This window comes from Gelidibacter gilvus (assembly GCF_004115975.1).
GTDB classification, from domain to species: domain Bacteria; phylum Bacteroidota; class Bacteroidia; order Flavobacteriales; family Flavobacteriaceae; genus Gelidibacter; species Gelidibacter gilvus.
In genome coordinates this window covers 702956-729261 of the sequence record NZ_SDDZ01000001.1, presented here as the reverse complement: position 1 = coordinate 729261, position 26306 = coordinate 702956, and the positions used below count along the sequence as shown (strand labels likewise).

The following is a 26306-nucleotide window of genomic DNA, read 5'->3' as shown; positions in this document are numbered from 1 at the left end:
GCAATTCAACTTACTCATTTCAATGACCCATAATTAAAATACTATTTGATGAATCAACCTAAAAAGTCTGCCTCTTCGCCAGACAGGTATACCATTACAGCAGCATTGCCCTACACCAACGGCGCCATCCATATTGGTCATTTGGCCGGAGTGTATGTGCCTGCCGATATTTATGCGCGCTATTTAAGACTCATTGGAAAAGACGTGGCCTTTATCTGCGGAAGCGATGAACACGGCGTCCCCATTACTATAAAAGCAAAGAAAGAAGGCGTGACACCTCAGGATATTGTTGATAAATACCACGCCATTATCAAAACATCTTTCGAGGATTTCGGAATCAGTTTTGATAATTATTCACGAACCACGTCTAAAATCCATCATGACACGGCCCAAGAGTTTTTCAAAACGCTGTATGATAAAGGTGAATTTATTGAAGAAACTACCGAACAACTTTATGACGAAGAGGCCGATCAATTTTTGGCCGATCGTTTTGTAACGGGAACTTGCCCAAAATGTGGTTATGAGGAAGCCTATGGCGACCAATGCGAAAAATGCGGAAGCAGCTTAAATGCTACGGATTTGATCAATCCAAAATCGGCTATCAGTGGCAACGTACCCACTTTAAAACAGACCAAACATTGGTTTTTACCTTTAGACAAGCACGAAGCCTTCTTAAGAGAATGGATATTGGAGGGGCATAAAAAAGATTGGAAACCTAACGTCTACGGACAAGTGAAATCATGGATTGACGATGGTTTGCGCCCAAGAGCAGTCACCAGAGATTTAGACTGGGGCATCCCTGTGCCTGTTGAAGGTGCTGACGGTAAAGTTTTATATGTGTGGTTTGATGCGCCTATTGGCTACATTTCCTCTACCAAGGAATGGGCCGAACGTGTTGGAAAAGATTGGGAACCTTATTGGAAGGACGAAAACACCAAATTGGTGCATTTTATAGGAAAAGATAATATTGTGTTTCACTGTATCATTTTCCCCGCAATGTTGAAGGCTGAAGGTTCTTACATTTTGCCTGATAATGTTCCGGCCAACGAATTTTTGAATCTGGAAGGGAATAAATTATCCACTTCAAAAAACTGGGCCGTTTGGTTGCCAGAATATTTGGAAGATTTTCCAAACCAGCAAGATGTCTTGCGTTATGCATTAACAGCCAATGCACCAGAAACTAAAGACAACGATTTTACTTGGAAAGATTTCCAGGCCAGAAACAATAATGAATTGGTGGCCATTTTTGGGAATTTCATCAATCGTGTGGTGGTATTGACTGATAAATATTATAACGGCGTTGCTCCTGAACCATCAGACTTTAGCGTTGTTGATGAAGAAACATTGGCAGCAGTAAAGGCTTATCCAGATGTCATTGCAAGTTCTATTGAACGTTACCGATTTAGGGAAGCGAGCCAAGAACTCCTTAACTTAGCCAGATTAGGCAATAAATACTTGGCAGATGAAGAGCCATGGAAATTAGTTAAAACTGATGAAGCGCGCACCAAAACCATCATGTTTGTGTCTCTTCAAATAGCGTCGGCTTTAGCAACATTGAGTGAACCGTTTTTACCATTTACGTCTGATAAATTAAAAACCATTCTGAACATTCATTCCGGTGATGTCAAAAACTCATGGACGGATATCTCCTCCAAAAAAGTATTACTCCATACAGGACATCCTATTGGAAAAGCAGAACTCTTATTTTCAAAAATTGAAGACGATGCCATTCAAAGTCAACTGGACAAACTTATTGCCAGCAAATTAGCCAATGAAGCCGCTAATAAAAAAGTTGAACCACAAAAAGAAACCATCGCTTTTGAGGATTTCTCGAAGTTGGATATTCGAGTGGGCACTATTTTGGAAGCTGAAAAAATGCCGAAAGCCAATAAATTATTGGTTTTAAAGATCGATACTGGCATTGACATACGGACCATCGTTTCTGGAATTGCTGAAAGCTTTACTCCGGAAGAAATCATTGGAAAACGCGTCACTGTATTGGTCAATTTAGCGCCAAGAACTTTAAGAGGTGTTGAAAGTCAAGGGATGATTTTGATGACAGAATCTGAAGACGGAAAACTGGTTTTTGTCAATCCTGACACATCATCTGAAGCGAAAGTTCCTAACGGATTGCAGATTAGCTAAATTAACAATTTTACGTAAACAGCTATTTTATTTTGTAAATGGCTTAAAACAGTTCCTTAACTTTGATAAACAAATTAATAAATACGTCTACCATGAAAAATCTTATACGTTTATCATTTTTGACTTGCATACTACTTTTTAATTGTAAATCGCAAGTGCCACCACAAGAGCCTTCCAATAAAGGCGAAACAACTTTTATTGGCACAAAATGGGTATTGACAAAACTCAATGGAGACGTGTTGAATCTCACCAAAACTGAATTGGAACAACCTTATATAAAACTTAGTGCCAAAGATAATGGCGTAGGTGGCAATGGCGGTTGTAATTCATTTGGAGGTACATTTACATTAAAAGATGACCAACAAATTGAGTTTTCTCAAATGATGGCAACAATGAGATATTGTGAAGGAAGCAGTATTGAAAACGTGTTCATGGCCAATTTACAAAAAGCAGTCAGCTACACCATAGTGAATGGCGAATTGACCTTTAAAGACGAAAATGGCTATGTTTTGGCATCATTCGAGCAAGGTGAGGAAAAAACAGACTAGTTAAACTGGCGGTTAAAATTCACTTAAATCTTTTCCTTTCTTATCAAATTTCAATAAATTAGTTAACATTAAAACACTTAAAATGAATAAAACTATCATCAACACCTTATGTATCACCCTTGTTTTCCTCATAACAAGTTGTAATTCTGGAAACAAAAAAGAAACACAAATAACTGAAGAGCCACAACAAGAAGTAGAAATGGAAACCACTGGCGACAACAGTATGACCTCCTTAGATTGGGATGGCGTATATGAAGGCGAATTGCCTTGTGCAGATTGTGAAGGCATCAAAACCGTAGTCACAATCAACAGCGACAAGACCTACACCATCCAAGAAACTTATTTAGGAAAAGAAACCACGCCAATTGAAACTAAAGGTACTTTTGAATGGGATGATCAAGGGCAAAAAATCCTGTTATCAAATGACAGAAATCCGTACTTTGTAGGTGAAAACACCTTGACCTTATTGGATCGTGATGGCAACAAAAACACTGGAGAACTAGAATCGTTTTACGTATTGAGGAAAGTGATGGATTAATACAAAACCTCAAAATCATAAATTTAAGAACTGTTTGAAATTTCAAGCAGTTTTTTTTATCTTCTTATCTTTACAACTCATTCCTTAAAATCTACACATGTCATTGATTTCTTTTATCATTTCCCAAACAAAACTTCCAGAACTCTCTGTAAAAAATACGGTCGAATTATTAAATGAAGATGCCACCATTCCGTTTATTTCACGATATCGAAAAGAACGTACTGGCAATCTTGATGAAGTTCAGATTGGCGATATTGTAAAATATAAGGAACAATTTGAAGCGCTTGAAAAACGTAAAACGGCAATTTTAAAAGCGATTGAAGAGCAAGATGCCTTAACTCCTGAATTAAAACAAAAGATTGAAACCATCCAAGATTTGACGGCGCTGGAAGATTTATACCTACCTTTTAAAAAAAGCAGAAAAACAAAGGCTGAAACGGCGCGACAAAACGGATTGGAACCTTTGGCCAAAATAATTATGAGCCAAAATGCGTCGGATTTGGAATCGATTGCGTTTAGATATATTAAAGGTAATATCGCTTCCGCAGATGACGCTCTGGAAGGTGCACGACATATTATTGCAGAATGGATCAACGAACGTACCGACATCAGAAATAACATCCGCCACCAATTGGAACGTTTTGCGATGATTTCCACAAAAGTTGTTAAATCGAAAGCAGAAGATGCTTCGACTGGGCTCAGCACAAGTGAGAACGCACAAAAATTCCGCGATTATTTTGATTGGGAAGAGTCATTGAGTCGTATACCATCGCATCGCTTGTTAGCTATTTTGAGAGGCGAAACCGAAGGCTTTATCAAATCTAAAATCACCATTGACGATGAAAAAGCTCTGGCGAAAATTGAAGATCGAATCATCCGCTCAAACAACGAAAGTACTGAACAGATTCAAATCGCCATTCAGGATGCTTACAAACGATTGCTGCTGCCTTCACTTTCAAACGAAGCCCTTCAAAATGCCAAATTAAAAGCTGATGAAGCCGCCATTTCGGTATTTGCAAAGAACTTAAAGCAATTGCTTTTGGGTTCTCCCTTAGGGGAAAAGCGCATCTTGGCCATTGATCCCGGATTTAGATCGGGATGTAAAGTGGTGTGTCTTGATGCTCAAGGCGGATTGCTTTACAATGAAACCATTTATCCGCATCCTCCAAAAAACGATACGCTGGGAGCGATGAAAAAAATAAGCTCGTTATCCGAAGCTTACCAAATTGAAGCTATCGCCATTGGTAATGGCACCGCATCTAGAGAAACAGAAGCTTTTATCAGAAAAATCAGATTTAAAGACGACATTCAAGTATTTGTAGTCAGTGAAGCTGGAGCGAGTATTTACTCGGCTTCAAAAATTGCTCGGGATGAATTTCCCAATTATGATGTCACTGTTAGAGGATCGGTTTCCATTGGCAGACGACTGCAGGATCCCTTGGCAGAGTTGGTGAAAATTGACGCCAAGTCGATTGGTGTTGGACAATACCAGCATGATGTGGATCAAACAAAGCTTAAAAAAGAATTGGACGTCGTAGTGGAAAGTTGCGTGAATGCCGTTGGCGTTAACCTCAACACCGCAAGTGCAAGTTTGTTGAGTTATGTGTCTGGAATCGGCCCGAAATTAGCGGAGAATATCGTCAATTATCGCGACGAACATGGCGCTTTTTCATCAAGAAAAGACATCCAAAAAGTGCCGCGCCTAGGTGCTAAAGCTTTTGAACAGGGTGCTGGATTTTTAAGGGTCAAATCAGCCAAAAATCCGTTGGACGATTCTGCAGTACATCCTGAAAGCTATGACATAGTTGAAAAAATGGCGAAGGATTTGGGTAAGAAAGTGTCTGATTTAATTGGCAATACATCTGATCTCCAAAAACTGGATTTGAACAAATACTGTACAGATACTGTTGGAATGCCTACGCTTCAAGACATTATTAAAGAATTGGAAAAACCAGGATTGGACATTCGGGAGCAAGCCAAAGTGTTTACGTTCAACCAAAATATCAAAACAATTAATGATTTGGAAGAAGGTCAATTATTACCTGGAATTGTTAACAACGTGACCAATTTTGGTGCCTTTGTAGATATCGGCATCAAAGAAAGTGGCTTGATCCATGTGTCTAATTTATCGGATACTTTCGTTACGGATGTGAATGCGCATGTTGCCTTACATCAACAAGTGATCGTTAAAGTTTTGGATGTGGATATTCCGCGAAAGCGTATCCAACTAAAGTTGCACAAATAACAATTTATTGTAGCTCCTTGCCCACAAGATACGTGGTGTATCCAATAAATACCAACAAAAGAACGCCGGATTCCCATCGGTCTAAAGTTTTTTTCTTACCCGTAAACATGGCCACGAACAAAAACAGCGTTCCGCCCAATAAGAGGTAAATATCGGTATTGAAAACTGAACTGAAGGTAATTGGGTTTACAAGTGAACTCACTGAAAGAATTAGAAAAATATTAAAGATATTGGAGCCAATAATATTTCCGATGGCAATATCACTATTCTTTTTCATGGCCGCCACTACTGAAGTCATCAACTCTGGCAAAGAAGTGCCAGCCGCAATAATGGTAAGTCCGATAATTTTCTCGCTCACGCCCAAATCGCTAGCGATGGTAACCGCATTGTCCACAATTAATTTCCCACCAATAACCAAACCGATCAAGCCTAAAACAATCAATCCCCAAATTTTATAGTTGGAGGCTGTAATGATCACGACCTCTTCGCTAGAGGGATCACTTTTCATTTGCTTATAGATATAAAACAAGAAAAGTAAAAACATTAAGAGTAAGATTATCCCGTCAATTCTTGACAATCCGATATCAGAAAACAAATAGCCATTGGCAAGTACCAAAAAAACTACAGCAGCTAAAAATGAAATGGGAATTTCCTTCCAAACTGTCGACGATTGGACAACAATTGGAAAAATAAGTCCTACAATCCCCAAGATCATAAAGAGATTAAAGTTATTGCTCCCAATAATATTGCCTAGGACAATATCAGAATGGTTTTCAAAAGACGCCACAGTGTTTACTACCAATTCTGGAGCAGAAGTTCCAAAAGCTACAATGGTCAACCCAATGGCCAAATCTGGAATTCTATTCTTTTTTGCCAGCAGCGTAGAACCATTGACCATCCAGTCTGCACCTTTTATTAAAAGGACAAAACCCACAATAATAAGAAAACCATCGAGCAACATAATCTATTTATTTGACTTCAAAAGTAGCGGATTAATTGACACGAAATATTGTGTTATAACTATTTTATATAAAAAAAACCATCCCTGTATTTCTTCCAATTTGAAGGTATCAAAAGGCCGAAAAGAGATGGTTTTTTTGTGTCAGCGCTATTTATGCCGCTACGACATTATTCTTGCTGTATTTATGCTCATTTACAAGTGCCAACCATTTTTCGGCGCGCGCGACCTCTTGATTTTGTGAGAAATTATCGTCATTATTATATAACGTAATGTTCACCGGCGGTCTATTGGACACAAAAGTGAATTCTAAATCAAGACGCATCATTTCAGAATAGTGCTTATCACCATTTTTATAATCTTTGTTAATTTTATTGATGACACATTTTCTGACATCATCCAGCTCTACTTTTTCAAATTCAGAATCTGGTGTATTTAAGTTGTTATGTAGTAATGTGTTTTCTTGGGCATCATAACCCAAGCAGTGATTATTCCAATATTCTACCTGCGATAGGTTTAGATTTTGTGCCTTGGCAATTTTTTGAAATGCTTTCTTCTTTCTAGAAATGGCACTTCTTTCAGCCATGATAAACCAGGCGAAAGGTACGATAACGATGAGTACGACGACTAACATCACCACATTTAATGAGATATCCATTGTTTTATGTTTTTAAATTATAATATAGACTTGAAGAGATGCGATTAGGCATCTAATAGATTTTAAACGAGAAGAAAACTCAGTCTATGTAAAACAATGAAAAGGAAAAATAATGTCCTTTATAGTGAAGTTGACCACGATTTGTTGGCCAATGGTGTAATAAGAAAGCGAATAAGATGATGGAGCAGTTGCGCTGCTATATATTTTACCTAGCTGGGTAAAGGTTTTTACTGGTGGCGTCTCGTGGGTGGACGACTGGTTGACCTCAAAAACCGCATCCAAAAATAACGGACTATGATCTTGGTTATCTGTGGCAACAATGTTGTCTACAGGTGTATATGACGCGCTTGGCAATGTTGCTAGATCATTAGATCCGAACAACATCAACCAACCAAAAAGATAAAATATAACACCTTTTAAAGCGAACATCATCGTAATTTTACGTCACAAAGATAACTTATAGGAATGTTAAAAAAATCAAAACATCTTTAATTTATTTAACCTCAATAAACAAGCATCCCTAGATCAACTTTGGCGCCAATTTAGTTATCCTTTTTTTCATCCAATATCTAAGATAGATTTTATATTTTGCACACCTCGATTTTTGATAAGAGACCATCATTTAATCCCATTCCACAAGTTATTGCTTATGCTTAAAATCGCGTACCATCCTATTTACAACCATCCACTACCGGAAGGGCATCGGTTTCCAATGCTTAAATATGAATTGCTCCGGGATCAACTGCTGTATGAGGGCACCTGTACCCGCAATAATTTTTTTGAGCCTACTGCCCTGGATGATTCTTTTATTCTGAATGTTCATACAACCGACTATTTTAACGATTTAAAAAACCTCACCTTAGACGCAAGAGCGGCACGAAAAATCGGATTTCCGCTAAGCGAAGAATTGATCGCACGCGAAATCATTATTGCAGGTGGCACTGCAAAAGCTAGCGAATTCGCCATAGAAAACGGTATTTCTATGAATATTGCCGGAGGTACCCATCACGCCTATTCCAATCGAGGTGAAGGATTTTGTATGCTGAACGATCAAGCTATCGGCGCGCGCTATCTTCAGGAAAAGAAGTTAGCGGAAAAAATTTTAATTGTCGATTTGGACGTTCACCAAGGCAATGGCACTGCTGAAATATTCCAAAATGATCCGTCGGTTTTTACGTTTTCGATGCATGGAAAAAGCAATTATCCATTTAAAAAAGAAGTCAGCGATTTGGATATTGCACTTGAAGATGGTTGTGATGATGACACGTATCTTTCGATCTTAAAAGATATTTTACCAAAATTAATTCAATCTGAAAACCCAGATTTTATTTATTATTTATGTGGTGTCGATGTGATTGCTTCTGATAAATTGGGAAAGTTGAGTTTATCCATTGAGGGTTGTAAAGAACGCGACCGTTTCGTACTGCAAACTTGTAAAGATCGTCATATTCCTGTCATGTGCAGTATGGGTGGGGGTTATTCACCAGAGATCAAAACTATTATTGATGCCCATGCCAACACGTTTCGATTGGCGCAAAGCATCTTTTTCTGAAATTTAATTAATATCCCTAAGAAGAGCCAAAAAATATAGAACGGTAAAACTTTTTCAATTGCTAATCAAAGGTCACAACTCTGATTGATGGCTGACAAGTTAAAGTTGAAATCCCGCTAAAAAGCCGGATTAGTTAACCATCAAAACCTAATGCGCTTTGCTTTTAAGTTTTGCCTGCCTGTCGTCAGACAGGGTTTTTACTAAAAAAATTCCAAATCCCAATGGTCTGCATTGGAATTTGGAATTTGCCTGCCTGTCGGCACACAGGAAAATTGGAAATTAAATTTCTCTTATTTCCCTCCCAAGAGCAACAGTTCATTACAGTAGACTTCCGTTATATAATGCTTCTTGCCATCTTTATCATCCCATGAGCGGTTGGTCAATTTACCTTCAATGGCAATTTCTTTACCTTTGGCCACATATTTTTCTACAATTTCTACCAGACCACCTCTTACGATAACGTTGTGCCAATAGGTGCGTTCCACTTTGGCGCCGTCTTTATCTTTATAGCTGTCATCTGTAGCCATAGAGAATTTTGCCATTTTGTTCCCGTCAGGAAAGCTTACAATTTCAGGATCTTGTCCTAATCTTCCAATCAACTGTACTGTGTTTCTTAATGCGTTCATGATTTCTAAATTTAAAGGTTAAACAGTTAATACTATTGAATATCGTTCGGTCAATTCAACATTACAAAGATGCAATGGCTTCCTAACGTTATTCGGTTGTTAACTATTTAAACTCGTTTGTAAATGCTTGTAGTCGTTTGTAAACGGATAATATTTAATTTAAAAAATCATATTCCAACATAAAGGCTTAGTTGAGACCAAGTACTTATCGCTAACTTTACATGTAATTTAAAAATATAATATTATGGCAGTAATTATGCACGTTGATTTTCCACATAAAGATATTTGGGAAAAAGAAATGGCAACTCAAATGAAAGAGCTTGCGGAAAGTATTAATAAGGAACCTGGTTTTATCTGGAAATTTTGGACAGAAAGCAAGAAAGATAATATGGCCGGAGGTGTTTATATGTTCGATTCTCGAGAACATGCAGAGAACTATCTCAAAATGCATTCAGCAAGATTAAAAGAATATGGATATTCAGATATCAGAGGAAAAGTTTTTGAAATAAATGAAGAACTTTCTAAGATTTGCAAAGCTCCTTTTTAATTGATTTGCCCCCATGGAGCGAAAAATAAGAGATGAGCATTAGGTCCAAAAACAAGCTAATTTTGAAGTTTCAGTGGTAATATTTAACCATTCGTCAATTTCTTGATTTGATTCTTCGTGTATCAAGTAATGGCCTTGGGTTATTTGTTTCCGAGCTTCTGCAATTGCCGATTTCTGTCCAGAATTGAGTTTATATGCCTCTTGAATTTCATTCTAAAGGTTAAGAAATCGAAAAACATCATTTTTCTGCTAGGCAGCTTGTGACTATCGATTTTGCAGTATACCGAAAATAACAGCCAATAGAAATTTGTATTGAATTGCTAAAATCTATTCCACACCCCTAAGCGCCTCAAAAAGCAATTTGGCTTTCTTGCCTTCAATTGTGCCGCGATCTGAATAGACTATGGTGCCCGCACTATTGATAACAAAATACGATGGAAACGATCGCAAATCATAATGCTGATCAAAGATAGCATCGCCTTGTAGAACCACGTAATTGATCTTTTCAGTTTTAACTGCCTGCTTGGTTTCTTCTAGGTCATAATCAAAATTCACCGTGACGACTTTAATCTTGTTCCCAAATTCATTTTCTATTTCCTTGACTTTTGGAAGGGATGCCATGCAATGGCTGCATGACGATGTCCAAGCTTCCAAGAAGATTGGGGAACCTCGAAAATCTTTTAAAGACACTTTTTTGCCATCCAAATCCAACAAGCTCCAATCGGGTGCTTTTATATTGAGCATCGGCTCTTTTTTAATTCCGAAAACGGAAGAAACATAGCCATCCTTCTCTTTATGGGTAAATACATCCTCATCCATAGGCTCATTAAATACAAGAGAATCATAGACTATTTCTTTTTTACCAGAACTCCCATTAGCTATTTCAAGTTTCAATGGTGTCGCCAATTGGGTGTCTAACCAAATTTTGTATTTATCAAATGTATAGACATAGGCTGTTCTATCATTAAAATCCGTTTGTTCAACATAGACAATGTCATCTTTAAATTGATTCATGAGTTTTGCCGTCACCAATAGATTGTCATCGTCTCCCATATACGCCTCCAAATATCTTGGAATAGAGCGGTCTTTGCCATAATCAAAAATGGTTATTTTATTCTTTTTATCTTCTACCACAGCCAAAGAAGCGAGTTTGTAGAAAATGGAGATGTCTTGGTTCATTTCCTTGAAGAAGAACAGTTTTAAATGTGGCTCATAACCAACCTTCTTTAATTTATAAACCGTTTGGGTAGTCGGTTTGGAGGTATTGGTTGTTGTCGCTGTAAAACTTAAGGTCTCCCAACTATTCAATTTTTCCGAAGTTTTAGACAATACCTCATCTGGAGATGACATTTTTTCCTTTCCTCCACAGGAAAATAAACTAAGAACGACGGATAATACAAGCACATATAATTTCATGAATTTCAAATTTTTACCAAAAATGAAATTTACAGCCTTATTTACTATTAAAAAAACCTGAGCTTATTCTTTTGAATAAATCAAATAGGTTCCCTCCTTTTACAGTTCTAGAAAGAACTGAAACATAACATAATAAAAATGCAAAATAGAATTTTTAGCCCACCCTTTTACGCGCACTCCAAATGGATTTGAACTTCTTTGTAGTCAAGGGCATCCGTTTTAGATAAGCCAATAAAAATAAACCTACTTTAACGAACTTTTTATATATTTAAGAAAATTTAGCCATTATGGACTCCAGAGTTTAATAGTGTCGTCACTTTCAAGATAATAAATCGTGTAACCTAGCTCCAGAATCGTCCGCATAGTTAGGGAAAGATTAAAAATAAACACATGGAATTATGAAATTAACTTCAAGAGAAACAGAAAAACTCATGCTCTTTTTGGCTGGTGAACTTGCTGAAAAAAGGAAAGCGCGGGGTTTAAAACTAAACTATCCAGAATCCATAGCTTTGATAAGCGCAAGGCTTCATGAATTAGCCCGAGATGGTAAGAAAGTAGCAGAACTTATGCAATTAGGAGCCACTTTTCTTACGCGGGAAGACGTGATGGAAGGGGTTCCTGAAATGGTCAAAGACATTCAAATTGAAGCCACTTTTCCTGATGGAACCAAGTTGGTAACCGTCACTAATCCTATCCGTTAACAAGATTCATAAACTATGATACCAGGAGAATATATTTTAAAAGAAGAGGAAATTGTCTGTAATGCAAAACAGGAAAGTATCACTCTAAAAGTTATTAATACGGGAGATCGACCAGTACAGGTTGGGTCGCATTTTCATTTTTTTGAAGTCAATAAGGAAATTTCGTTTGATCGCGAAAAAGCCTTTGGAAAACGCATGGATATCCTGTCGGGAACCGCCATACGTTTAGAGCCAGGAGAAGCTACTGAAGTCCAGTTAATAGATATTGGTGGAAGCAGGAAGTTTTACGGTGCCAGTAATCTTACTCAAGGTGATACAACCTCTAAAGAGAGCTTGGCAAAAGCCATGAAGAAAATGGAAGCAGAAAATTTTAAAAACATCAAATCATGAGTTTTAAAGTAAACAGAATAAAATACGCCAATAGCTACGGCCCTACCGTTGGTGATAAAGTACGCTTGGGAGACACTGAACTTTTTATTCAAATTGAAAAAGATTTCAACAGTGACCATTATGGGGAAGAAAGCACGTTTGGTGGCGGTAAGAATGTTCGAGATGGGATGGCACAATCGTCAACCAAAACTAGGGATGAAAATGTTTTAGACTTTGCAATATTAAACGTCATTGTGCTCGATCATTGGGGAATCGTAAAAGGTGACTTAGGAATTAAGGACGGAAAAATTGTAGGTCTCGGTAAGGCAGGAAACCCAGACACCATGGACGGCATTTCAGATAACATGATTATTGGAGCTTCTACAGAAGTGCATTCGGGAGCCGGTCATATCTTAACCGCTGGCGCCATAGACACCCACGTCCATTTTATCAGTCCACAGCAAGTTGAACATGCCTTATTTAGTGGTGTAACTACAATGATTGGTGGCGGATCTGGTCCTGCAGATGGCACCAGCGCCACTTTAGTAACCTCTGGCGCATGGCACCTAGAGAAGATGATCCAAGCTACAGAGAATTTCCCTATGAACGTCGGGTTCTTTGGAAAAGGAAACTGTAGCACCACAGCTCCATTAATAGAACAAATAGAGGCTGGAGCCCTTGGATTAAAAGTTCATGAAGATTGGGGTGCTACCCCTGCAGCCATTGATGCATCGTTAAGGGTAGCCGATAAATATGATATACAGATTGCTTTACATGCCGATAGTCTGAACGAAGCCGGATTTTTAGAGCACACTGTAGAAGCTATTAATGGACGCGCCATCCATACATTTCACACCGAAGGTGCTGGTGGTGGCCATGCTCCAGATATTATGAAAATCGCATCGCATCCCAACGTGCTACCAAGTTCAACCAATCCAACCATGCCTTACACTGTCAATACCATTGATGAGCATTTAGACATGCTCATGGTAGCCCACCATTTAAAAAAATCCATCCCAGAAGATGTGGCCTTTGCAGATTCAAGAATTAGAAAGGAAACTATGGCCGCCGAAGATATTTTGCATGACTTGGGAGTTATTAGCATGATGAGTTCAGATTCTCAGGCTATGGGAAGGGTTGCCGAAGTTATTATTAGAACCTGGCAAACTGCCCATAAAAATAAAGTACAGCGCGGATTTTTAGAGGAAGACAAAAAAATTGAAGCCGACAATTACAGAGCTAAAAGATATGTGGCTAAATACACTATCAATCCCGCGATTACTCATGGTATTTCGGAACATGTAGGCTCGATTGAGCCAGGTAAAATGGCCGACCTTGTATTATGGAAACCCGCTTTTTTTGGTGTTAAACCAGAAATGGTAATTAAAGGCGGCATGATTGCAGCCAGTAAAATGGGCGATCCTAACGCGGCTATCCCAACGCCACAACCCGTTTTAATGCGAAATATGTTCGCAACCTTAGGGGCTGCCGTGCATAAAACTTCGGTAACTTTTGTTTCACAAGCAGGAATTGATAATAATATTGCTGAAAAATACCGTGTTAAAAAGAAACTATTAGCTGTAAAAGGCTGCAGAAGCATCGGTAAAAAGGACATGGTTCTCAATAACGCTATGCCAAACATTGAAATCAATCCGGAGAATTATCAAGTAACTGTGGATGGGAAAGTCATTACCTGTGAGCCTCTAGATGTAGTTCCATTAGGTCAACTATACTTTCTTTTTTAGAGCGTAGATTCTTAAAGTAAAACTATGATTTGTAAAGAAGTAATTGGTAATATAGAAACATATCCCATTGGTAATAAAACTAAAGATACACTAAACCTGCAATGGTTTGAGACTACTAAGCGCATTATGCGTAAACGGTCGGAAGGGAATCAAGAGGTTGTCATTAAATTTCTAAAGGAAGGCACACGACTTAAAGAAGGGGATATTGTTTATGAAGATCCTGAAAAAGTCGTGGTCGTAAATATTTTGGCTTGTGATGCCATACAAGTAACTCCAAGATCTATTTACGAAATGGGAACGGTTTGTTACGAAATAGGAAATAAACATTTGCCACTTTTTATTCAAGGTGCCCATGTGCTTATTCCATACGAAAAACCTTTGGAACGTCTCCTTCTAGCTACTGGATATGAGGTAACCAAAACCCATTGCAAATTGCTCAATATGCTAAAAGCCAACGTAGAATCCCATCAGCATGGGAAATCGGGAAGCTCACTCTTTTCAAAAATTCTTGAATTAACAACTAAAGAGTAGAACAATTATTAGATACTGCTGCCTGAGAAAAAAACTTCTTGGGCAGCAGATTATTTATAAGAACAAATGAAATGAATAAGAACACAACCAAACCTACAGCATTGGGTTCACTTATTGAAATACTACATATTACGGATCCTACTCTACCCATTGGTGGGTTTTCGCATTCAAACGGCTTGGAAACCTACGTTCAGCAGAATTTAGTAAAGGACGCTTCCACCACCCAAGAATTTGTCGAAAGCATGCTGAAAAACAACTATAAGTACAATGATGGCTTAGCGGTAAAATTGGCTTATGAATTCACGGAGCAAAACAACTTAGAGGACATCCTGAAATTAGACAATGAATGTCAAGCTTTGAAGGCACCTATAGAAGTGCGCGAGGCAAGTCAGAAATTAGGTAATCGACTTATAAAAATATATGCTAAGTTATTAGACGAGCCATTTTTAAATAACATTAATAATCTTATTGAAAACAAGAAGATGCAGGGTCATTATTCGGTCATTTATGGAGTCATTACGGCACTATTAAAAATAGATAAGGAGAAAGCAACCTGTGCGTTTCTTTACAATGCTGCTGTAGCTCTGGTTACAAATGCTGTCAAGCTTGTGCCACTTGGTCAAACAGATGGTCAGCAAATAATTTATAACGTTCAAGGTCTTATCGAAGCGTTGACTTTAGAAATAATGAATGTCGAAAGAGACCTACATGGGGTGTGCAATACCGCTTTAGACATCAAGTGTATGCAGCACGAGCACCTCTATTCAAGATTATACATGTCCTAAAAAACTAACAATAAAAACTAATGGAAGAAAGAAAATATATAAAAATTGGCGTTGCAGGACCAGTAGGTACTGGAAAAACAGCGTTGATAGAAAAAATAACAAGAAAAATTGCAAAAGAGTATAGTATTGGTGTTGTCACGAATGACATTTATACAAAAGAAGATGCAAAATATCTTGAAAACAATTCATCCCTGGATGCCAATAGAATTATTGGTGTTGAAACGGGTGGATGTCCCCATACTGCTATTAGAGAAGATGCCAGCATGAACCTTGAGGCGGTTGACGAAATCGTTAATAGACATCCAGAGGTAGAAATCATCTTTATTGAAAGTGGCGGAGATAATTTATCTGCGACGTTTAGTCCTGACCTTGCCGATGTCACCATTTTTGTGATTTCCGTAGCGGCAGGATCTGATATTCCTCGAAAAGGAGGTCCTGGCATCACGCGTTCAGATTTATTGGTTATCAACAAAAAAGATTTGGCGCCTTATGTCAATGCCGATTTGAAGCTCATGGAAGACGATGCGCGCAGAATGCGAAATGGGCAACCGTTTATTTTTACAAACCTTATGACCGAAGAAGGCTTAGACAGCGTCATCTCATGGATAAAGCGTTACGCTTTGGTTGAGGAGAAAACTGAAGAACCTCAACTCCTTAGATAATGGAAAAATACAGTCTTAAAACTGGACTAAGGGAACAAACGATACTAAAGGACGTCTATTTTACGCCGCCGTTTAACTTGGTCGAAGTTAGAGAAAATAAAAAAAATCCCTTGTTAGAGATGATGGTCATGTCGTCATCACCTGGCATCCTAAACGACGACTTTTACGATATCAATATTGAAGTGATAGATGGCTCTTCATTGAATTTACAGACACAATCGTACCAACGGATATTTGTTTCTGAAAAAGGCACCAACCAGCAAATGCATATTTCAGTAGGAGATCGTGCTTATTTTAGCCATGTGCCCCATCCTGTGGTACCTCATAAAGGAGCACGTTACACAGCTAAGAGCACAATTCATCTCAAAAACAACAGTACGTTATTATGGGGCGAAATATTAACCTGCGGACGTAAATATATGGGAGAAGGAGAATTATTTCAGTTTAAAAAGCACCACGCTATTACAGAAATATATCAAGAGGATGTTTTGATTTTCAAGGACAATCTCTACATCGTTCCTGAAGAAATAAATCTTAAGGAATTCGGTCAATACGAAGAGTATACCCATCAAGGAAGTTTATTCTTTATAGCTCCGGCAACCGATGTTACCGAACGCATGGACAACATCTCCAACAGATTATCAAAAGAAGAGGGCATCAGTTACGGCATATCTAAGTTGTTAGATAACGCCTATGTACTCAGAATTCTGGGAAATGAAGGTCAACAACTCTATAAGTTATTTACTGAAATACGTTTAGCCGAAGACAAATTAATTAACCAGAGCGTAAGCATAAATTAACCAAATGGAAACAGAATTAAGCATTTTATTGGTCACGGCCGTTTCGGTAAGTGTATTGCACACCGTTTCAGGTCCGGATCACTACATTCCTTTTATAGCCATCGGGAAAACAAAGGGTTGGAAACTTCCAAAAATCGTCATGTGGACTATCATTTGTGGTACGGCACATGTTATGGCTTCTGTATTAATAGCCTCAGGAGGTGCCGCATTAGGATTCTCTTTGAGTAAAATAGATGGATTGAACGAAATTAGAGGTGGTTTGGCAAGTTGGGCCATTCTCATCTTTGGACTTCTCTATTTTCTGTACGGCCTTTATGGGGTATATAAAGAGAAAAGACACAAACATTTTGATGTCTATGACGATGGTTCAGTTTATGTCTTTGAGCATGATCACAAACAAATGACCTATCCATCAAATCGAAAAAAAGTGACACCATGGGTTCTCTTTTTGATTTTTTTGCTAGGGCCATGTGAAGTCCTATTTCCATTGTTGACGTATCCAGCAGTAGAACAATCTACATTAAATATGTTTATATTAATTGCAACCTTCCTGTTTACCACCGTTTCAACGATGGTCTTGGTGGTGATACTCATTTATTACGGTTTTAATTTTATAAAAACTGAATGGTTAGAAAAATACGTGACGCCAATCTCAGGTCTCTCCATTGCTCTATGTGGGGTAGGAATGGTTTTTTTAGGATGGTAAATTTCATTTATATGGAATAGTTTCAGTCTCCATTTGTCGGGTATACTCCTTAATGGTTGAGCACATGTTATTATATTTTTTAGCAATTCCATTCGGGCTTTTCCTTTCAAATTCCTTATAAAATTTGGCGGGCATTAGAATGTAAATAAATTGCATATTGATTATAACTATTTTTATATTTGAAGTATGTCCAAAATTCTAAGCTACCTCTATCCTATTACAAAAAAAATTCAATCCGAATTTAGCGGCATCTTGGAAATCACTTGGTACAACGGAAAAAAACATCTCAACACCAAAAACGCCAATTATTCTTACGGCTCCCTCCAACGAATTTTGAAGTTTGGATTGGAGCACATCGATTTGAACAAAGTAAATTCGGTATTACTATTAGGTCTGGGTGGTGGCAGTGTTGTTGAAACGCTACGTCAAGACTTCTCCTTTTCCAAACATATCACGGCGGTGGATATTGATCCAACCATCATAGAAATTGCCAAGAATGAATTCCAGCTTAAAGAAGATGAGCATTTAAAAATCGTTTGTGCAGATGCCTTGGATTTCATGCGATTAAATAGCACTCAATTTGATTTGATCATCATCGACTTATTTATAGATACTGAGGTACCAAAAGCATTTTTGGCGATTCCATTTTGGAAAGACATTATTAAAGCTTCATCTACAAATGGCACCATTTTATTCAACGCCTCATTGGCTAAATCAAAAAGCAATGCTTTAAATGAGGTTATCGAATTTTTAAAATCACATATGTATCACACCGAAGTTTTTGAAAAAGTCAACGCGACCAATACCCTTATTTTATCAAAAGGATTATAAACCATTCAAAACGAATAATTTGTATCTTGTTCTTATGTTAACTTCTGAATTATGAGCAAAGCGTGTTTAGAATGTGGAGAAAGAATTGTCGGAAGAGCCGATAAGAAGTTCTGCAGTGATGCCTGTAGAAATTCCTATAACAACACCATCAACAAGGATAGTAAAAACCTGATCAGGAACACCAACAACAGATTGCGAAAAAACTATCGGATATTGGAAGATTTAAATCCAGACCAAAAAACGAAGGTTTCGCGCGGGAAATTGATTGAAAAAGGATTTGATTTTAATTATTTCACAAGTATCTATACCACTAAAGTTGGCACAGTGTACTACTTTGTATACGATCAAGGCTATTTACCACTTGAAGGTGATTTTTATGCTTTAGTGAAACGGGAAAGTTGATCAACTTCAGGAATCACTTAACCGTCGAATTCCAGTTGTGCCCTTTCATTTCCAAGGCCGCCTTTAAAACATCCATTTGACTGATTTGCCCCACCAATTTTCCATCTTCAAGAATTGGGAATCTCCGGTGTTTTGATTCTAAAAAAATACTGGCCGCATCAAAAACATTCATATTTCCGTCTAAGGTGTCGACATTGGTCATCATGCGCTCGCCAACTTTATCTTTTTCAGAGGGCATATTGTAGTACCTGCTGTCACTGATCTGTTTTAAGCAATCGCCTTCAGAAATAATCCCAACCAACTCATTCTTTTCGTTGACTACGGGACCGCCAGAAATTCTATGTTTGATCAGAATTTCAACAACTTCAATGATCTTTTGATCCGGTCTGAACGTAATCAAATCTCGCGTCATATAATCACTCACTTTACATGACAACTGCTCGGTAACTTTTTGCTGTTGCCTTCGTGCTCCTTGGAAACTCTTGATAGCCATATTTTTATAATTTAGTGAACTTTAAATTTAACAAAAATTCACCATTTAACCTAACCCTTATTTACACCAAAATAATTTTGTAGATTTAACAACCAACCAAACCCGTCTCTCATGCTCAAAAAAGCAATTGCCGTCGCCTTAATTATCTTGGCCATTTATTGGAGTTTTTTCGCCTTGATGCCATCCCATATTTCCGATTTAAATACCAAACCCACCGCTTTTTCTTCCGAACGTGCCTTGGTGCATCTCAAAAATATTTCTAAAAAACCTCATTATGTGGGTTCTAAAGAACATGAAGTGGTCAAAAATTATTTGGTCAAAGCATTGAATGATTTAGGTCTCGAAACCCAAATTCAAGAAGGATATAGCCAAAATAAAAAATGGGGCAGCATTGTCAAACCCCAAAACATATTAACGCGAATTAAGGGCAGCGACAATTCCAAAGCCCTAATGCTACTCACACATTACGACAGCAAATCGCACGCATCCTATGGTGCAAGTGATGCGGGTTCTGGCGTCGTTACCATTCTGGAAGGCATCCGCGCCTATTTAAGCGAAGGCAAAACACCTAAAAATGATATCATCATCCTTTTCTCTGACGCCGAGGAATTAGGGTTGAATGGCGCCGATATTTTTGTAAATCAGCACCCGTGGGCAAAAGACGTTGGTCTTGTCCTAAATTTTGAAGCTCGTGGAAGTGGAGGACCGAGCTATATGTTGATTGAAACCAATGGCGGCAATCAAAACCTGATCAATGGTTTTAAAGCAGCAAATCCTGATTATCCTGTCGCTAATTCGTTGGCTTATAGCATCTATAAAATGTTGCCCAATGATACAGATTTGACCTATTTCCGGGAAGATGGTGATATAGACGGCCTGAATTTCGCCTTTATTGATGATCACTTTGATTACCATACCGCTTTAGACTCTTACGACCGTTTGGACAGAAAGACTCTAGAACATCAAGGCAGTTATTTTATGCCGCTGCTCGCCTATTTCTCAGAAGCTGACCTTAGCAGTTTAAAAAGTGATAAAGATTCGGTTTATTTTAATGTGCCACTCTTTAAAATGGTCAGCTATCCCAATTCCTGGATCGTCCCGATGCTCATTTTTGCAATCCTCATATTTCTGGCATTAGTGTTTTATGGCATTAAAAAGAGACGCTTAAACTCCAAACATATGGCTTTGGCTTTCCTTCCGGGGATAGGTGCCTTGCTCATCAACGGCATTGTAGGCTATTTTGGATGGAAATTGCTTCTGGTCATTTATCCGCAGTACGCAGAAATCCTTCATGGCTTTCCGTACAATGGCCATCTTTATATCTGGGCTTTTGCCTTGTTTTCCACAGCGGTATGCATGTGGCTTTACAATAAAGTTTACAAACCAGAAAACACAGCAAGTTTAGCGGTTCCGCCGTTGGTATTATGGCTTATTATTTGCGCCGTTGTGGCATTTAAACTTGAAGGCGCCAGTTTTTTTATTATTCCTGTGTATTTTGGATTGATCAGTCTTTTTGTCCTGATCAGGCAAAAACGTCCTGACATCCTTTTGATGACTTTTTTGCTCTTTCCACTTTTAATGATCATGTCACCATTTATCAAAATGTTCCCGGTGGGGTTGGGACTAAAAACCATTATCGCCTCAACACTTTTAATCTCCATCATGTTTTCTCTGTGTATTACGGTTTTCGGATTTTCACGCTACAAAAACCGATGGGCTTACCTTCTTTTTATCGCTGCTTTCGGATTTTTTATTGCGGCACATACAACATCAGATTTTAATGAAGAACGTCCAAAGCCAAACAGCCTCGTTTATTTGTACGACGCCGATAAAGACACTGCGCTATGGGCAACCTATGACCAAACCTTGGACGATTGGACGAAAGCCTACCTAACGGATGAACCAGACGTTTTTGACGTTTCCAATATCAACTTTGACAGTAAATATGGGACAAAGTTATCTTACAGTAAAAAAGCCGATCTCAAACCTCTTAAAAAACCTTATGTGGATAAGCAGAAGGATACCATTATTGGAGACGTCAGGTATCTTCAAGTCTTTGTTTCGCCACAACGTGCGGTGAACACATTGGAGTTCTATTCCGATGAATCGAACAAATTCCTAAGCTTTAATATCAATGGATTGGAAATAGAGAAAAACAAAGATGAGACGCATGTTTTTACCCATCGCATAAAAAACAGATTGTTCAGTTATGTGGTGACCGAACATAAAAACATTGAATTGAACTTTAGCGTTCCTGCGTCGCAAAAAACAACTTTCGACGTTTTTGAGGTTTCTTTTGATTTAATCGATAATGATTTGTTTAAAATCCCAAAACGTTCAAAAACAATGATTCCGAAACCATTTGTATTAAACGACGCTATAATCATAAAGAAAACCATCACTTTTGAATAAACACATCAGCATTATTGGTTGTGGCTGGTTAGGACTGCCGCTTGCCGCGGAATTGGTTAAAAACGGCCATTCCGTAAAAGGCTCCACTACTTCTGTGGACAAAATGGCGCTATTGAAAAAGGTAGGCATCCTTGCGTTCTTGGTTTCTATTTCTGAAGAGGGCATCACAGGACCTATAGATGCCTGTTTGAAAGACAGCGAGATTCTTATCATCAATATTCCGCCAGGTTTACGAAAAAATCCTAATGCCGACTTTGTAAAACAGATGGAATTCCTCTGTAAGCACATTGAAACTTCCACTGTTAAGCAGGTGCTTTATGTAAGTTCAACTTCGGTATATGAAGACGATGTGAAGCTGTCCATGATTACAGAGAAAAGTCCAACCAATGGCCAATCGGCAACTGCAAAACAACTCATCGCTGCCGAACAGATTTTTAAAACCAATCCTAATTTTGAAACAACGATTTTAAGGTTTGGCGGTCTGATTGGCGAGGATCGTAATCCCGCAAAATTCCTGTCGGGAAAGACTAATGTTAAAGACCCAGAAGGTCCGGTCAATTTAATCCATCAAAAAGATGCTATTGGCATTATAAAAGCCATCATCACTGATCAACATTGGAACACCGATTTTAATGCTGCGTCTCCTCAACATCCAACAAGAAAGGCCTATTACACCTCACTTTGTGAACTTCAAATTTTACCAGTACCGCAATTTGAGGATTCAGGCTCAAGTATCGGAAAAATCATTTCCAGCGAGAAAGTAGAACGGATTTTGAAATATGACTTTCAGCACCATCTGTAACAATTAGTAAGCTTTTAAGAGTTTATTTTATTAATTTTTATAGATTTGGCGCAATTAACTAAATAACGGCCTGATTTAAAGGCACGAATATCTAATTTGAAAATGAAAAAACTAATACTACTTGTGGTTGTGATGAGTTCTTTAAACGTCGCTGCCCAAACAAAGACAGAACTTCAAAAGCACTTTGAAAAGTACTACCAACAAATGAAAAAGCAGGGTGATGTTCAAGGCGTCATCAATGCAATGACCCACTTGGATGTCATGGCGCCAAGTCAGGCTAGAAAAGATACTTTGGCTTATATTTATGTATCTGAAGGCCGTAACATGGAAGCTCTCAACACTATTGGTATCGAATCAAGTGGCACAGATTCTGATTTGAATACTGAAATTAAAGCGATTGCTTTAAACGCTTTGGGCGAACGTGCACGTGCTTTGGAGTTTTATCAAAAACTATATAAAAAACAAGCCAGCCCAGTATTGGCTTATGAAATAGCCGATTTATTACTGCAAACAGGTGATATCGCTGGAGCCCAGGAAAAAGTTGAATACGGTCTGGCAAATGTAACGGATGAGATGAGACGCACGTTTTATGAAACACAGCAACCTTATCAAACGTCTCTAAGAGCCGGATTTCTATATTTAAAAGCAATTCTTACTTATAGTGAGGATAAGGATGCCAATCAGGAAGTTGCTATTGCAACTCTCAACCGTGCACTTGCCATAGACCCTAATTTTAATTTGGCTAGGATCAGCAAAGAAGCTTTGCTAACGCGCAAGAAAGGCGAAGATTAAAACCCTTTTAAACCATTTTAAAACACCTTTAAATGAAAAAGCAGCCTCATCTCGAAGCTGCTTTTTTATTTATAATTGTATTCAGAATATTACCAAATTCTCACACGTTTTTCAGGTGCCAAATACATTGGATCCCCTTCCTTGATATCAAAAGCTTCATAAAACGCATCAATATTTTTCAATGGCTGCGTTGCTCTTTGAATTCCTGGAGAATGCGGATCTGTTTTAATCTGAGTTCTTAAGGCATCTTCTCTAGATAAGGTTCTCCAAACAGTAGCCCAACTCATGAAGAAACGTTGTTCAGGCGTAAATCCATCAATGTTTTCTGGACGTCCGTGTTTTGCAAAATGCAATTGTAATCCATCGTAAGCACCAAGCACACCACCAAGGTCGCCAATATTTTCACCTAAGGTAAATTTACCATTGATAAAAACACTGTCCAGAACCTCAATTCCGCTGTACTGTTCTGCCAAAGCATCGGCACGTTTGGTAAACTCTTCCAAATCGTGTTCTGTCCACCAGTTTTTCAAATTCCCGTCGCCATCAAAACGTGCGCCGGAATCATCAAAAGCATGAGAGATCTCATGTCCGATGACCGCACCAATGCCACCATAATTTACGGCATCATCAGCAGTGTAATTATAAAAAGGAGGTTGTAAAATAGCTGCTGGAAACACAATCTCGTTGTTACGCGGATTGAAATAAGCATTCACCGTTTGTGGTGCCATTCCCCATCGCTTTCTATCCACTGGCTCATTGATTTCTGAGAAATTTTTCTCTCTTGCCCAAGTTCCAACCGCTCTCATGTTCTCAGCGTAAGTGTTGCCTTCTTTTATTTGAAGATTTGAATAGTCTTCCCACTCATCAGGATAGGCAATCTTAACCGTGAATTTATCTAACTTTTCAATGGCTTTTTCCTTGGTTTCTTCAGTCATCCAATCCAATTTCTTGATTCTATTTTGGAAGGCTCCAATAACATCAGCAATCATTTCTTCTGCTTTAGCTTTAGCTTCTGGTGGAAACTTAGCTTCTACGTACAATTTCCCGATAGCTTCACCAACAGCGCCATCAACTGTTCCTAAAGCACGCTCTTCGGCTGGACGTTGTTTTTGTACACCATTAAGGGTTTTTGCGTAAAAATCCCAATTTGCTTTTTCGATTTCGGTAGATAAATAATTTGCAGAACCATTAAGCGTATTCCATACCATTAAAGTTTTGATATCTTCAATAGGCGTTTGTTTTAAGAATTTTTGCAATGATGCCATATATTTTGGCTGCATGATATTTAAAGTATCGATCTTTTTATCAATGCCCAAATCATCAACCAATTTTTGCCAATCTAAGGCTGGTGTCATTTTTTGTAGATCTGAAAAAGCTACCGGATTGTTATAATTCCGTGCATCTCTCATGGCTACTTTATCCAATCTTGGCTCCGCCAATTTTGTTTCCATTGCCAACACTTTTTTAGCGGCAGCTTGCGCTTTTGTTTCATCATAATTGATAAACTGAAGCATTCTGGCAATATGATCAACATATTGCTGTCTGATTTCTTTTGATTTGGCATCTTGATCCAAATAGTAATCTCTTTGTAATCCAAGATTACCAGGATAGATCCAAGCCATATTCATACTACTGTTATTAAGATTTGGTGATGCACCAAGTCCTGCAAAAGGTGCTCCTACTCCATCAACAGTGGCGTAAACAGTTTGCATGTCATTTAGGTTTTTGATGCCTTCAATAGCTTCCAATAATGGTTTGATGGGTTCAATACCTGCCTTATTTCTGGCTACGGAGTCCAACTCACTTTGAAAAAGCAACAAGGCTTTCTTTTGGTCGGTACCATCGGCATAAGTGCCTAGTTTGTGAGCATTTCTCACAATATCCAGAACGTCTTGACGCGTTTCTTTTCTCAGAACTCCAAAGCCGCCCCAACGGGTTTCGTCATCAGGAATCGTGGTGTTTTTTGCCCAGTTTCCATTGACATAATTGTAGAAATCGTCTTTTGGACTCACAGTGGTGTCCATGTTTTCAAGTACAATTCCAGGAATTTTTTCTTCTGCCATGGCGGTCTCCTTTTTTGGTTCTTCTTTACAACCAACGATGGTTATAAAGACTAAACCGGTAGTTGCCAATGCATACTTAAGATTGGTTTTCATAGTGTTTAAATATTTAATTTGACTAAAATTAGTTATTAATATGAAGCTTGTTCTCGGTATTTGTTACATCTTAACAAAAGATTAAGAGAAAACGAGTGAATTTCAAAAACTCAAAATTCCAAATTCCAAATTCCAAATCTCTTGTTTCTATTGTTTCCAGTTTAAGGTTTCCCTCCTCCGCAAAAGCTGCGGGCGGACAGACTTGTTTTACTCACACCTCTCCCCACTAATCCCTAATCCCTAATGCCCAATCCCCAACCAACAACATCTCAGCTACTCTGGTCTAACCGGCAATTGAATTTGTTGTGCTTCCTTTTCAAACTTTTTATTTATTTGAAGGATGAGATTCACATTGGCAACCAGCAATTCCTTAATGCTTTCCAAAAGATCTTTTTTCTTGATATTATCAAGATTGGCAAGATCTTGAAGCCTTAGCAGCGTGGTTTCCAAAACGGTCATTCGCGAACGAATTGCCGGTGTCGTAACGGTAGGAGGCTGTTCAGCCTTCAATTCCGAAATAAACTCCGCCATGATTTCTTTCTCGACCTTAAAAAAAGAAAGATCGCCATTTTTCAAAAGTTCTATATGCCCTTGTAAATCTTGGAATTTCTGCCAATCCAAAACAGCCTGCTGGCTATTTGAACTTAATATGTAATCGGTATAGTTTAATTTTTCGATATCCTCTGCGGTAATAACATAGGTCTTTTCCTGATTCTCAGTAGCAGTTTCGTCAACCTTTGGTTCAGATTTACAGCTCATAAAAATTAAAACACTTAGTAAAAAGAGTTGTTTCATACCACAAGGAAGTTTTGAAAATTGATGATTAGAGTCCAAATATAATTAAACTAAAGGGATCTGCTTTATTGTTATTTCATTCCTTGATTCC

Annotated in this window: 27 protein-coding genes; 19 read left to right on the top strand and 8 right to left on the bottom strand. The window is 38.2% G+C overall.

The genetic code is table 11. The features are described from left to right. The first annotated feature begins 48 nt into the window (after positions 1 to 48). From metG to ESZ48_RS03105, 4 genes are all read left to right on the top strand, one after another. Positions 49 to 2145, top strand: a complete 2097-nt coding sequence (gene metG / locus ESZ48_RS03120) for a methionine--tRNA ligase (RefSeq protein ID WP_129015835.1) — start codon at positions 49 to 51, stop codon at positions 2143 to 2145. Positions 2146 to 2237: 92 nt separating this feature from the next. Then, positions 2238 to 2693 (top strand): META domain-containing protein, encoded by a 456-nt coding sequence (locus ESZ48_RS03115; protein ID WP_129015834.1) that lies wholly within the window; start codon positions 2238 to 2240, stop codon positions 2691 to 2693. An 82-nt stretch (positions 2694 to 2775) separates the two neighbouring features. After that, complete coding sequence (locus ESZ48_RS03110; protein ID WP_129015833.1) at positions 2776 to 3231, top strand: copper resistance protein NlpE; 456 nt, start codon at positions 2776 to 2778, stop codon at positions 3229 to 3231. 97 nt (positions 3232 to 3328) lie between these two features. Next, positions 3329 to 5476: a Tex family protein gene (locus ESZ48_RS03105; RefSeq protein ID WP_129015832.1), complete on the top strand. Its 2148-nt coding sequence runs from the start codon at positions 3329 to 3331 to the stop codon at positions 5474 to 5476. Positions 5477 to 5480: 4 nt separating this feature from the next. Here ESZ48_RS03105 and ESZ48_RS03100 read toward each other — a convergent pair whose 3' ends face one another. The 3 genes from ESZ48_RS03100 to ESZ48_RS03090 form a co-directional block, all read right to left on the bottom strand. Further along, positions 5481 to 6437 carry a calcium/sodium antiporter gene (locus ESZ48_RS03100; RefSeq protein ID WP_129015831.1) on the bottom strand — a complete coding sequence of 319 codons (957 nt, stop codon included), beginning with the start codon at positions 6435 to 6437 and terminating at the stop codon, positions 5481 to 5483. Between the two features lie 151 nt (positions 6438 to 6588). Continuing rightward, positions 6589 to 7092, bottom strand: coding sequence for a hypothetical protein (locus ESZ48_RS03095; protein ID WP_129015830.1), 504 nt, complete (start codon positions 7090 to 7092; stop codon positions 6589 to 6591). Between the two features lie 84 nt (positions 7093 to 7176). Beyond that, the gene (locus tag ESZ48_RS03090; protein ID WP_129015829.1) at positions 7177 to 7524 is read right to left on the bottom strand and encodes a hypothetical protein; all 348 of its coding nucleotides are present in this window, start codon (positions 7522 to 7524) and stop codon (positions 7177 to 7179) included. Positions 7525 to 7741: 217 nt separating this feature from the next. Between ESZ48_RS03090 and ESZ48_RS03085 the strand changes: the two genes are divergently transcribed. Then, entirely contained in the window at positions 7742 to 8644 is a 903-nt protein-coding gene (locus ESZ48_RS03085) for a histone deacetylase family protein (protein WP_129015828.1), read from the top strand. Positions 8645 to 8934: 290 nt separating this feature from the next. Here the strand turns inward: ESZ48_RS03085 and ESZ48_RS03080 are convergent, their stop codons facing one another. Next, entirely contained in the window at positions 8935 to 9270 is a 336-nt protein-coding gene (locus tag ESZ48_RS03080; protein WP_129015827.1) for a single-stranded DNA-binding protein, read from the bottom strand. Positions 9271 to 9514: 244 nt separating this feature from the next. Here ESZ48_RS03080 and ESZ48_RS03075 point away from each other — a divergent pair, with 244 nt between their 5' ends. Further along, positions 9515 to 9817, top strand: coding sequence for a monooxygenase (locus ESZ48_RS03075; RefSeq protein WP_129015826.1), 303 nt, complete (start codon positions 9515 to 9517; stop codon positions 9815 to 9817). Positions 9818 to 10144: 327 nt separating this feature from the next. Here ESZ48_RS03075 and ESZ48_RS03070 read toward each other — a convergent pair whose 3' ends face one another. After that, positions 10145 to 11233: a TlpA family protein disulfide reductase gene (locus ESZ48_RS03070; RefSeq protein WP_129015825.1), complete on the bottom strand. Its 1089-nt coding sequence runs from the start codon at positions 11231 to 11233 to the stop codon at positions 10145 to 10147. A gap of 398 nt (positions 11234 to 11631) precedes the next feature. On the opposite strand from ESZ48_RS03070, the gene ureA reads away from it, so the two are divergent. The 10 genes from ureA (at position 11632) to ESZ48_RS03020 (ending at position 18765) form a co-directional block, all read left to right on the top strand. Further along, on the top strand, positions 11632 to 11934 hold the full coding sequence (gene ureA, locus ESZ48_RS03065; protein WP_129015824.1) for an urease subunit gamma: 303 nt from the start codon (positions 11632 to 11634) through the stop codon (positions 11932 to 11934). 15 nt (positions 11935 to 11949) lie between these two features. Continuing rightward, positions 11950 to 12324 (top strand): urease subunit beta, encoded by a 375-nt coding sequence (locus tag ESZ48_RS03060; RefSeq protein ID WP_129015823.1) that lies wholly within the window; start codon positions 11950 to 11952, stop codon positions 12322 to 12324. Further along, positions 12321 to 14048, top strand: a complete 1728-nt coding sequence (gene ureC / locus ESZ48_RS03055) for an urease subunit alpha (protein WP_129015822.1) — start codon at positions 12321 to 12323, stop codon at positions 14046 to 14048. Before ESZ48_RS03060 ends, ureC begins: the two co-directional genes overlap by 4 nt. A gap of 24 nt (positions 14049 to 14072) precedes the next feature. After that, a complete protein-coding gene (ureE, locus tag ESZ48_RS03050) occupies positions 14073 to 14579 on the top strand; it encodes an urease accessory protein UreE (RefSeq protein WP_129015821.1) in 507 nt (168 codons plus the stop codon). A gap of 71 nt (positions 14580 to 14650) precedes the next feature. Continuing rightward, positions 14651 to 15364 (top strand): urease accessory protein UreF, encoded by a 714-nt coding sequence (locus ESZ48_RS03045; protein ID WP_129015820.1) that lies wholly within the window; start codon positions 14651 to 14653, stop codon positions 15362 to 15364. Positions 15365 to 15384: 20 nt separating this feature from the next. Further along, complete coding sequence (gene ureG, locus ESZ48_RS03040) at positions 15385 to 16026, top strand: urease accessory protein UreG (RefSeq protein WP_129015819.1); 642 nt, start codon at positions 15385 to 15387, stop codon at positions 16024 to 16026. Beyond that, a complete protein-coding gene (locus ESZ48_RS03035; protein ID WP_129015818.1) occupies positions 16026 to 16826 on the top strand; it encodes an urease accessory protein UreD in 801 nt (266 codons plus the stop codon). Before ureG ends, ESZ48_RS03035 begins: the two co-directional genes overlap by 1 nt. Before the next feature lie 4 nt (positions 16827 to 16830). Continuing rightward, complete coding sequence (locus tag ESZ48_RS03030) at positions 16831 to 17532, top strand: hypothetical protein (protein WP_129015817.1); 702 nt, start codon at positions 16831 to 16833, stop codon at positions 17530 to 17532. Between the two features lie 186 nt (positions 17533 to 17718). Continuing rightward, positions 17719 to 18363, top strand: a complete 645-nt coding sequence (locus tag ESZ48_RS03025; RefSeq protein ID WP_129015816.1) for a spermidine synthase — start codon at positions 17719 to 17721, stop codon at positions 18361 to 18363. 51 nt (positions 18364 to 18414) lie between these two features. Continuing rightward, entirely contained in the window at positions 18415 to 18765 is a 351-nt protein-coding gene (locus ESZ48_RS03020) for a hypothetical protein (protein ID WP_129015815.1), read from the top strand. Between the two features lie 13 nt (positions 18766 to 18778). Here the strand turns inward: ESZ48_RS03020 and ESZ48_RS03015 are convergent, their stop codons facing one another. Then, positions 18779 to 19258: a CBS domain-containing protein gene (locus ESZ48_RS03015; protein ID WP_129015814.1), complete on the bottom strand. Its 480-nt coding sequence runs from the start codon at positions 19256 to 19258 to the stop codon at positions 18779 to 18781. Positions 19259 to 19369: 111 nt separating this feature from the next. Here ESZ48_RS03015 and ESZ48_RS03010 point away from each other — a divergent pair, with 111 nt between their 5' ends. The 3 genes from ESZ48_RS03010 to ESZ48_RS03000 all read left to right on the top strand — a co-directional run bounded on the left by ESZ48_RS03010 (position 19370) and on the right by ESZ48_RS03000 (position 23264). Continuing rightward, positions 19370 to 21670, top strand: coding sequence for a M28 family peptidase (locus tag ESZ48_RS03010; RefSeq protein ID WP_129015813.1), 2301 nt, complete (start codon positions 19370 to 19372; stop codon positions 21668 to 21670). Then, complete coding sequence (locus ESZ48_RS03005; RefSeq protein ID WP_129015812.1) at positions 21663 to 22472, top strand: Rossmann-fold NAD(P)-binding domain-containing protein; 810 nt, start codon at positions 21663 to 21665, stop codon at positions 22470 to 22472. The genes ESZ48_RS03010 and ESZ48_RS03005 overlap by 8 nt, the downstream gene beginning before the upstream one ends. A gap of 102 nt (positions 22473 to 22574) precedes the next feature. After that, a complete protein-coding gene (locus ESZ48_RS03000; protein WP_129015811.1) occupies positions 22575 to 23264 on the top strand; it encodes a hypothetical protein in 690 nt (229 codons plus the stop codon). Positions 23265 to 23353: 89 nt separating this feature from the next. Here ESZ48_RS03000 and ESZ48_RS02995 read toward each other — a convergent pair whose 3' ends face one another. Both ESZ48_RS02995 and ESZ48_RS02990 read right to left on the bottom strand, forming a co-directional pair. After that, positions 23354 to 25420 (bottom strand): M13 family metallopeptidase, encoded by a 2067-nt coding sequence (locus ESZ48_RS02995; protein ID WP_129015810.1) that lies wholly within the window; start codon positions 25418 to 25420, stop codon positions 23354 to 23356. A 273-nt stretch (positions 25421 to 25693) separates the two neighbouring features. Beyond that, complete coding sequence (locus ESZ48_RS02990) at positions 25694 to 26215, bottom strand: hypothetical protein (protein ID WP_129015809.1); 522 nt, start codon at positions 26213 to 26215, stop codon at positions 25694 to 25696. Positions 26216 to 26306: the final 91 nt, after the last annotated feature.

Coding starts and splice junctions, on each gene's coding strand:
- ESZ48_RS03030 (WP_129015817.1), top strand. CDS start 16,831: ATGGAAACAGAATTAAGCATTTTATTGGTCACGGCCGTTTCGGTAAGT.
- ureA (WP_129015824.1), top strand. CDS start 11,632: ATGAAATTAACTTCAAGAGAAACAGAAAAACTCATGCTCTTTTTGGCT.
- ESZ48_RS03080 (WP_129015827.1), bottom strand. CDS start 9,270: ATGAACGCATTAAGAAACACAGTACAGTTGATTGGAAGATTAGGACAA.
- ESZ48_RS03070 (WP_129015825.1), bottom strand. CDS start 11,233: ATGAAATTATATGTGCTTGTATTATCCGTCGTTCTTAGTTTATTTTCC.
- ESZ48_RS03105 (WP_129015832.1), top strand. CDS start 3,329: ATGTCATTGATTTCTTTTATCATTTCCCAAACAAAACTTCCAGAACTC.
- ESZ48_RS03025 (WP_129015816.1), top strand. CDS start 17,719: ATGTCCAAAATTCTAAGCTACCTCTATCCTATTACAAAAAAAATTCAA.
- ESZ48_RS03020 (WP_129015815.1), top strand. CDS start 18,415: ATGAGCAAAGCGTGTTTAGAATGTGGAGAAAGAATTGTCGGAAGAGCC.
- ESZ48_RS03095 (WP_129015830.1), bottom strand. CDS start 7,092: ATGGATATCTCATTAAATGTGGTGATGTTAGTCGTCGTACTCATCGTT.
- ESZ48_RS03085 (WP_129015828.1), top strand. CDS start 7,742: ATGCTTAAAATCGCGTACCATCCTATTTACAACCATCCACTACCGGAA.
- ESZ48_RS03045 (WP_129015820.1), top strand. CDS start 14,651: ATGAATAAGAACACAACCAAACCTACAGCATTGGGTTCACTTATTGAA.
- ESZ48_RS03000 (WP_129015811.1), top strand. CDS start 22,575: ATGAAAAAACTAATACTACTTGTGGTTGTGATGAGTTCTTTAAACGTC.
- metG (WP_129015835.1), top strand. CDS start 49: ATGAATCAACCTAAAAAGTCTGCCTCTTCGCCAGACAGGTATACCATT.
- ESZ48_RS03035 (WP_129015818.1), top strand. CDS start 16,026: ATGGAAAAATACAGTCTTAAAACTGGACTAAGGGAACAAACGATACTA.
- ureE (WP_129015821.1), top strand. CDS start 14,073: ATGATTTGTAAAGAAGTAATTGGTAATATAGAAACATATCCCATTGGT.
- ESZ48_RS03075 (WP_129015826.1), top strand. CDS start 9,515: ATGGCAGTAATTATGCACGTTGATTTTCCACATAAAGATATTTGGGAA.
- ureC (WP_129015822.1), top strand. CDS start 12,321: ATGAGTTTTAAAGTAAACAGAATAAAATACGCCAATAGCTACGGCCCT.
- ESZ48_RS03100 (WP_129015831.1), bottom strand. CDS start 6,437: ATGTTGCTCGATGGTTTTCTTATTATTGTGGGTTTTGTCCTTTTAATA.
- ESZ48_RS03060 (WP_129015823.1), top strand. CDS start 11,950: ATGATACCAGGAGAATATATTTTAAAAGAAGAGGAAATTGTCTGTAAT.
- ESZ48_RS02995 (WP_129015810.1), bottom strand. CDS start 25,420: ATGAAAACCAATCTTAAGTATGCATTGGCAACTACCGGTTTAGTCTTT.
- ESZ48_RS03015 (WP_129015814.1), bottom strand. CDS start 19,258: ATGGCTATCAAGAGTTTCCAAGGAGCACGAAGGCAACAGCAAAAAGTT.
- ESZ48_RS03110 (WP_129015833.1), top strand. CDS start 2,776: ATGAATAAAACTATCATCAACACCTTATGTATCACCCTTGTTTTCCTC.
- ureG (WP_129015819.1), top strand. CDS start 15,385: ATGGAAGAAAGAAAATATATAAAAATTGGCGTTGCAGGACCAGTAGGT.
- ESZ48_RS03090 (WP_129015829.1), bottom strand. CDS start 7,524: ATGATGTTCGCTTTAAAAGGTGTTATATTTTATCTTTTTGGTTGGTTG.
- ESZ48_RS03115 (WP_129015834.1), top strand. CDS start 2,238: ATGAAAAATCTTATACGTTTATCATTTTTGACTTGCATACTACTTTTT.
- ESZ48_RS03010 (WP_129015813.1), top strand. CDS start 19,370: ATGCTCAAAAAAGCAATTGCCGTCGCCTTAATTATCTTGGCCATTTAT.
- ESZ48_RS02990 (WP_129015809.1), bottom strand. CDS start 26,215: ATGAAACAACTCTTTTTACTAAGTGTTTTAATTTTTATGAGCTGTAAA.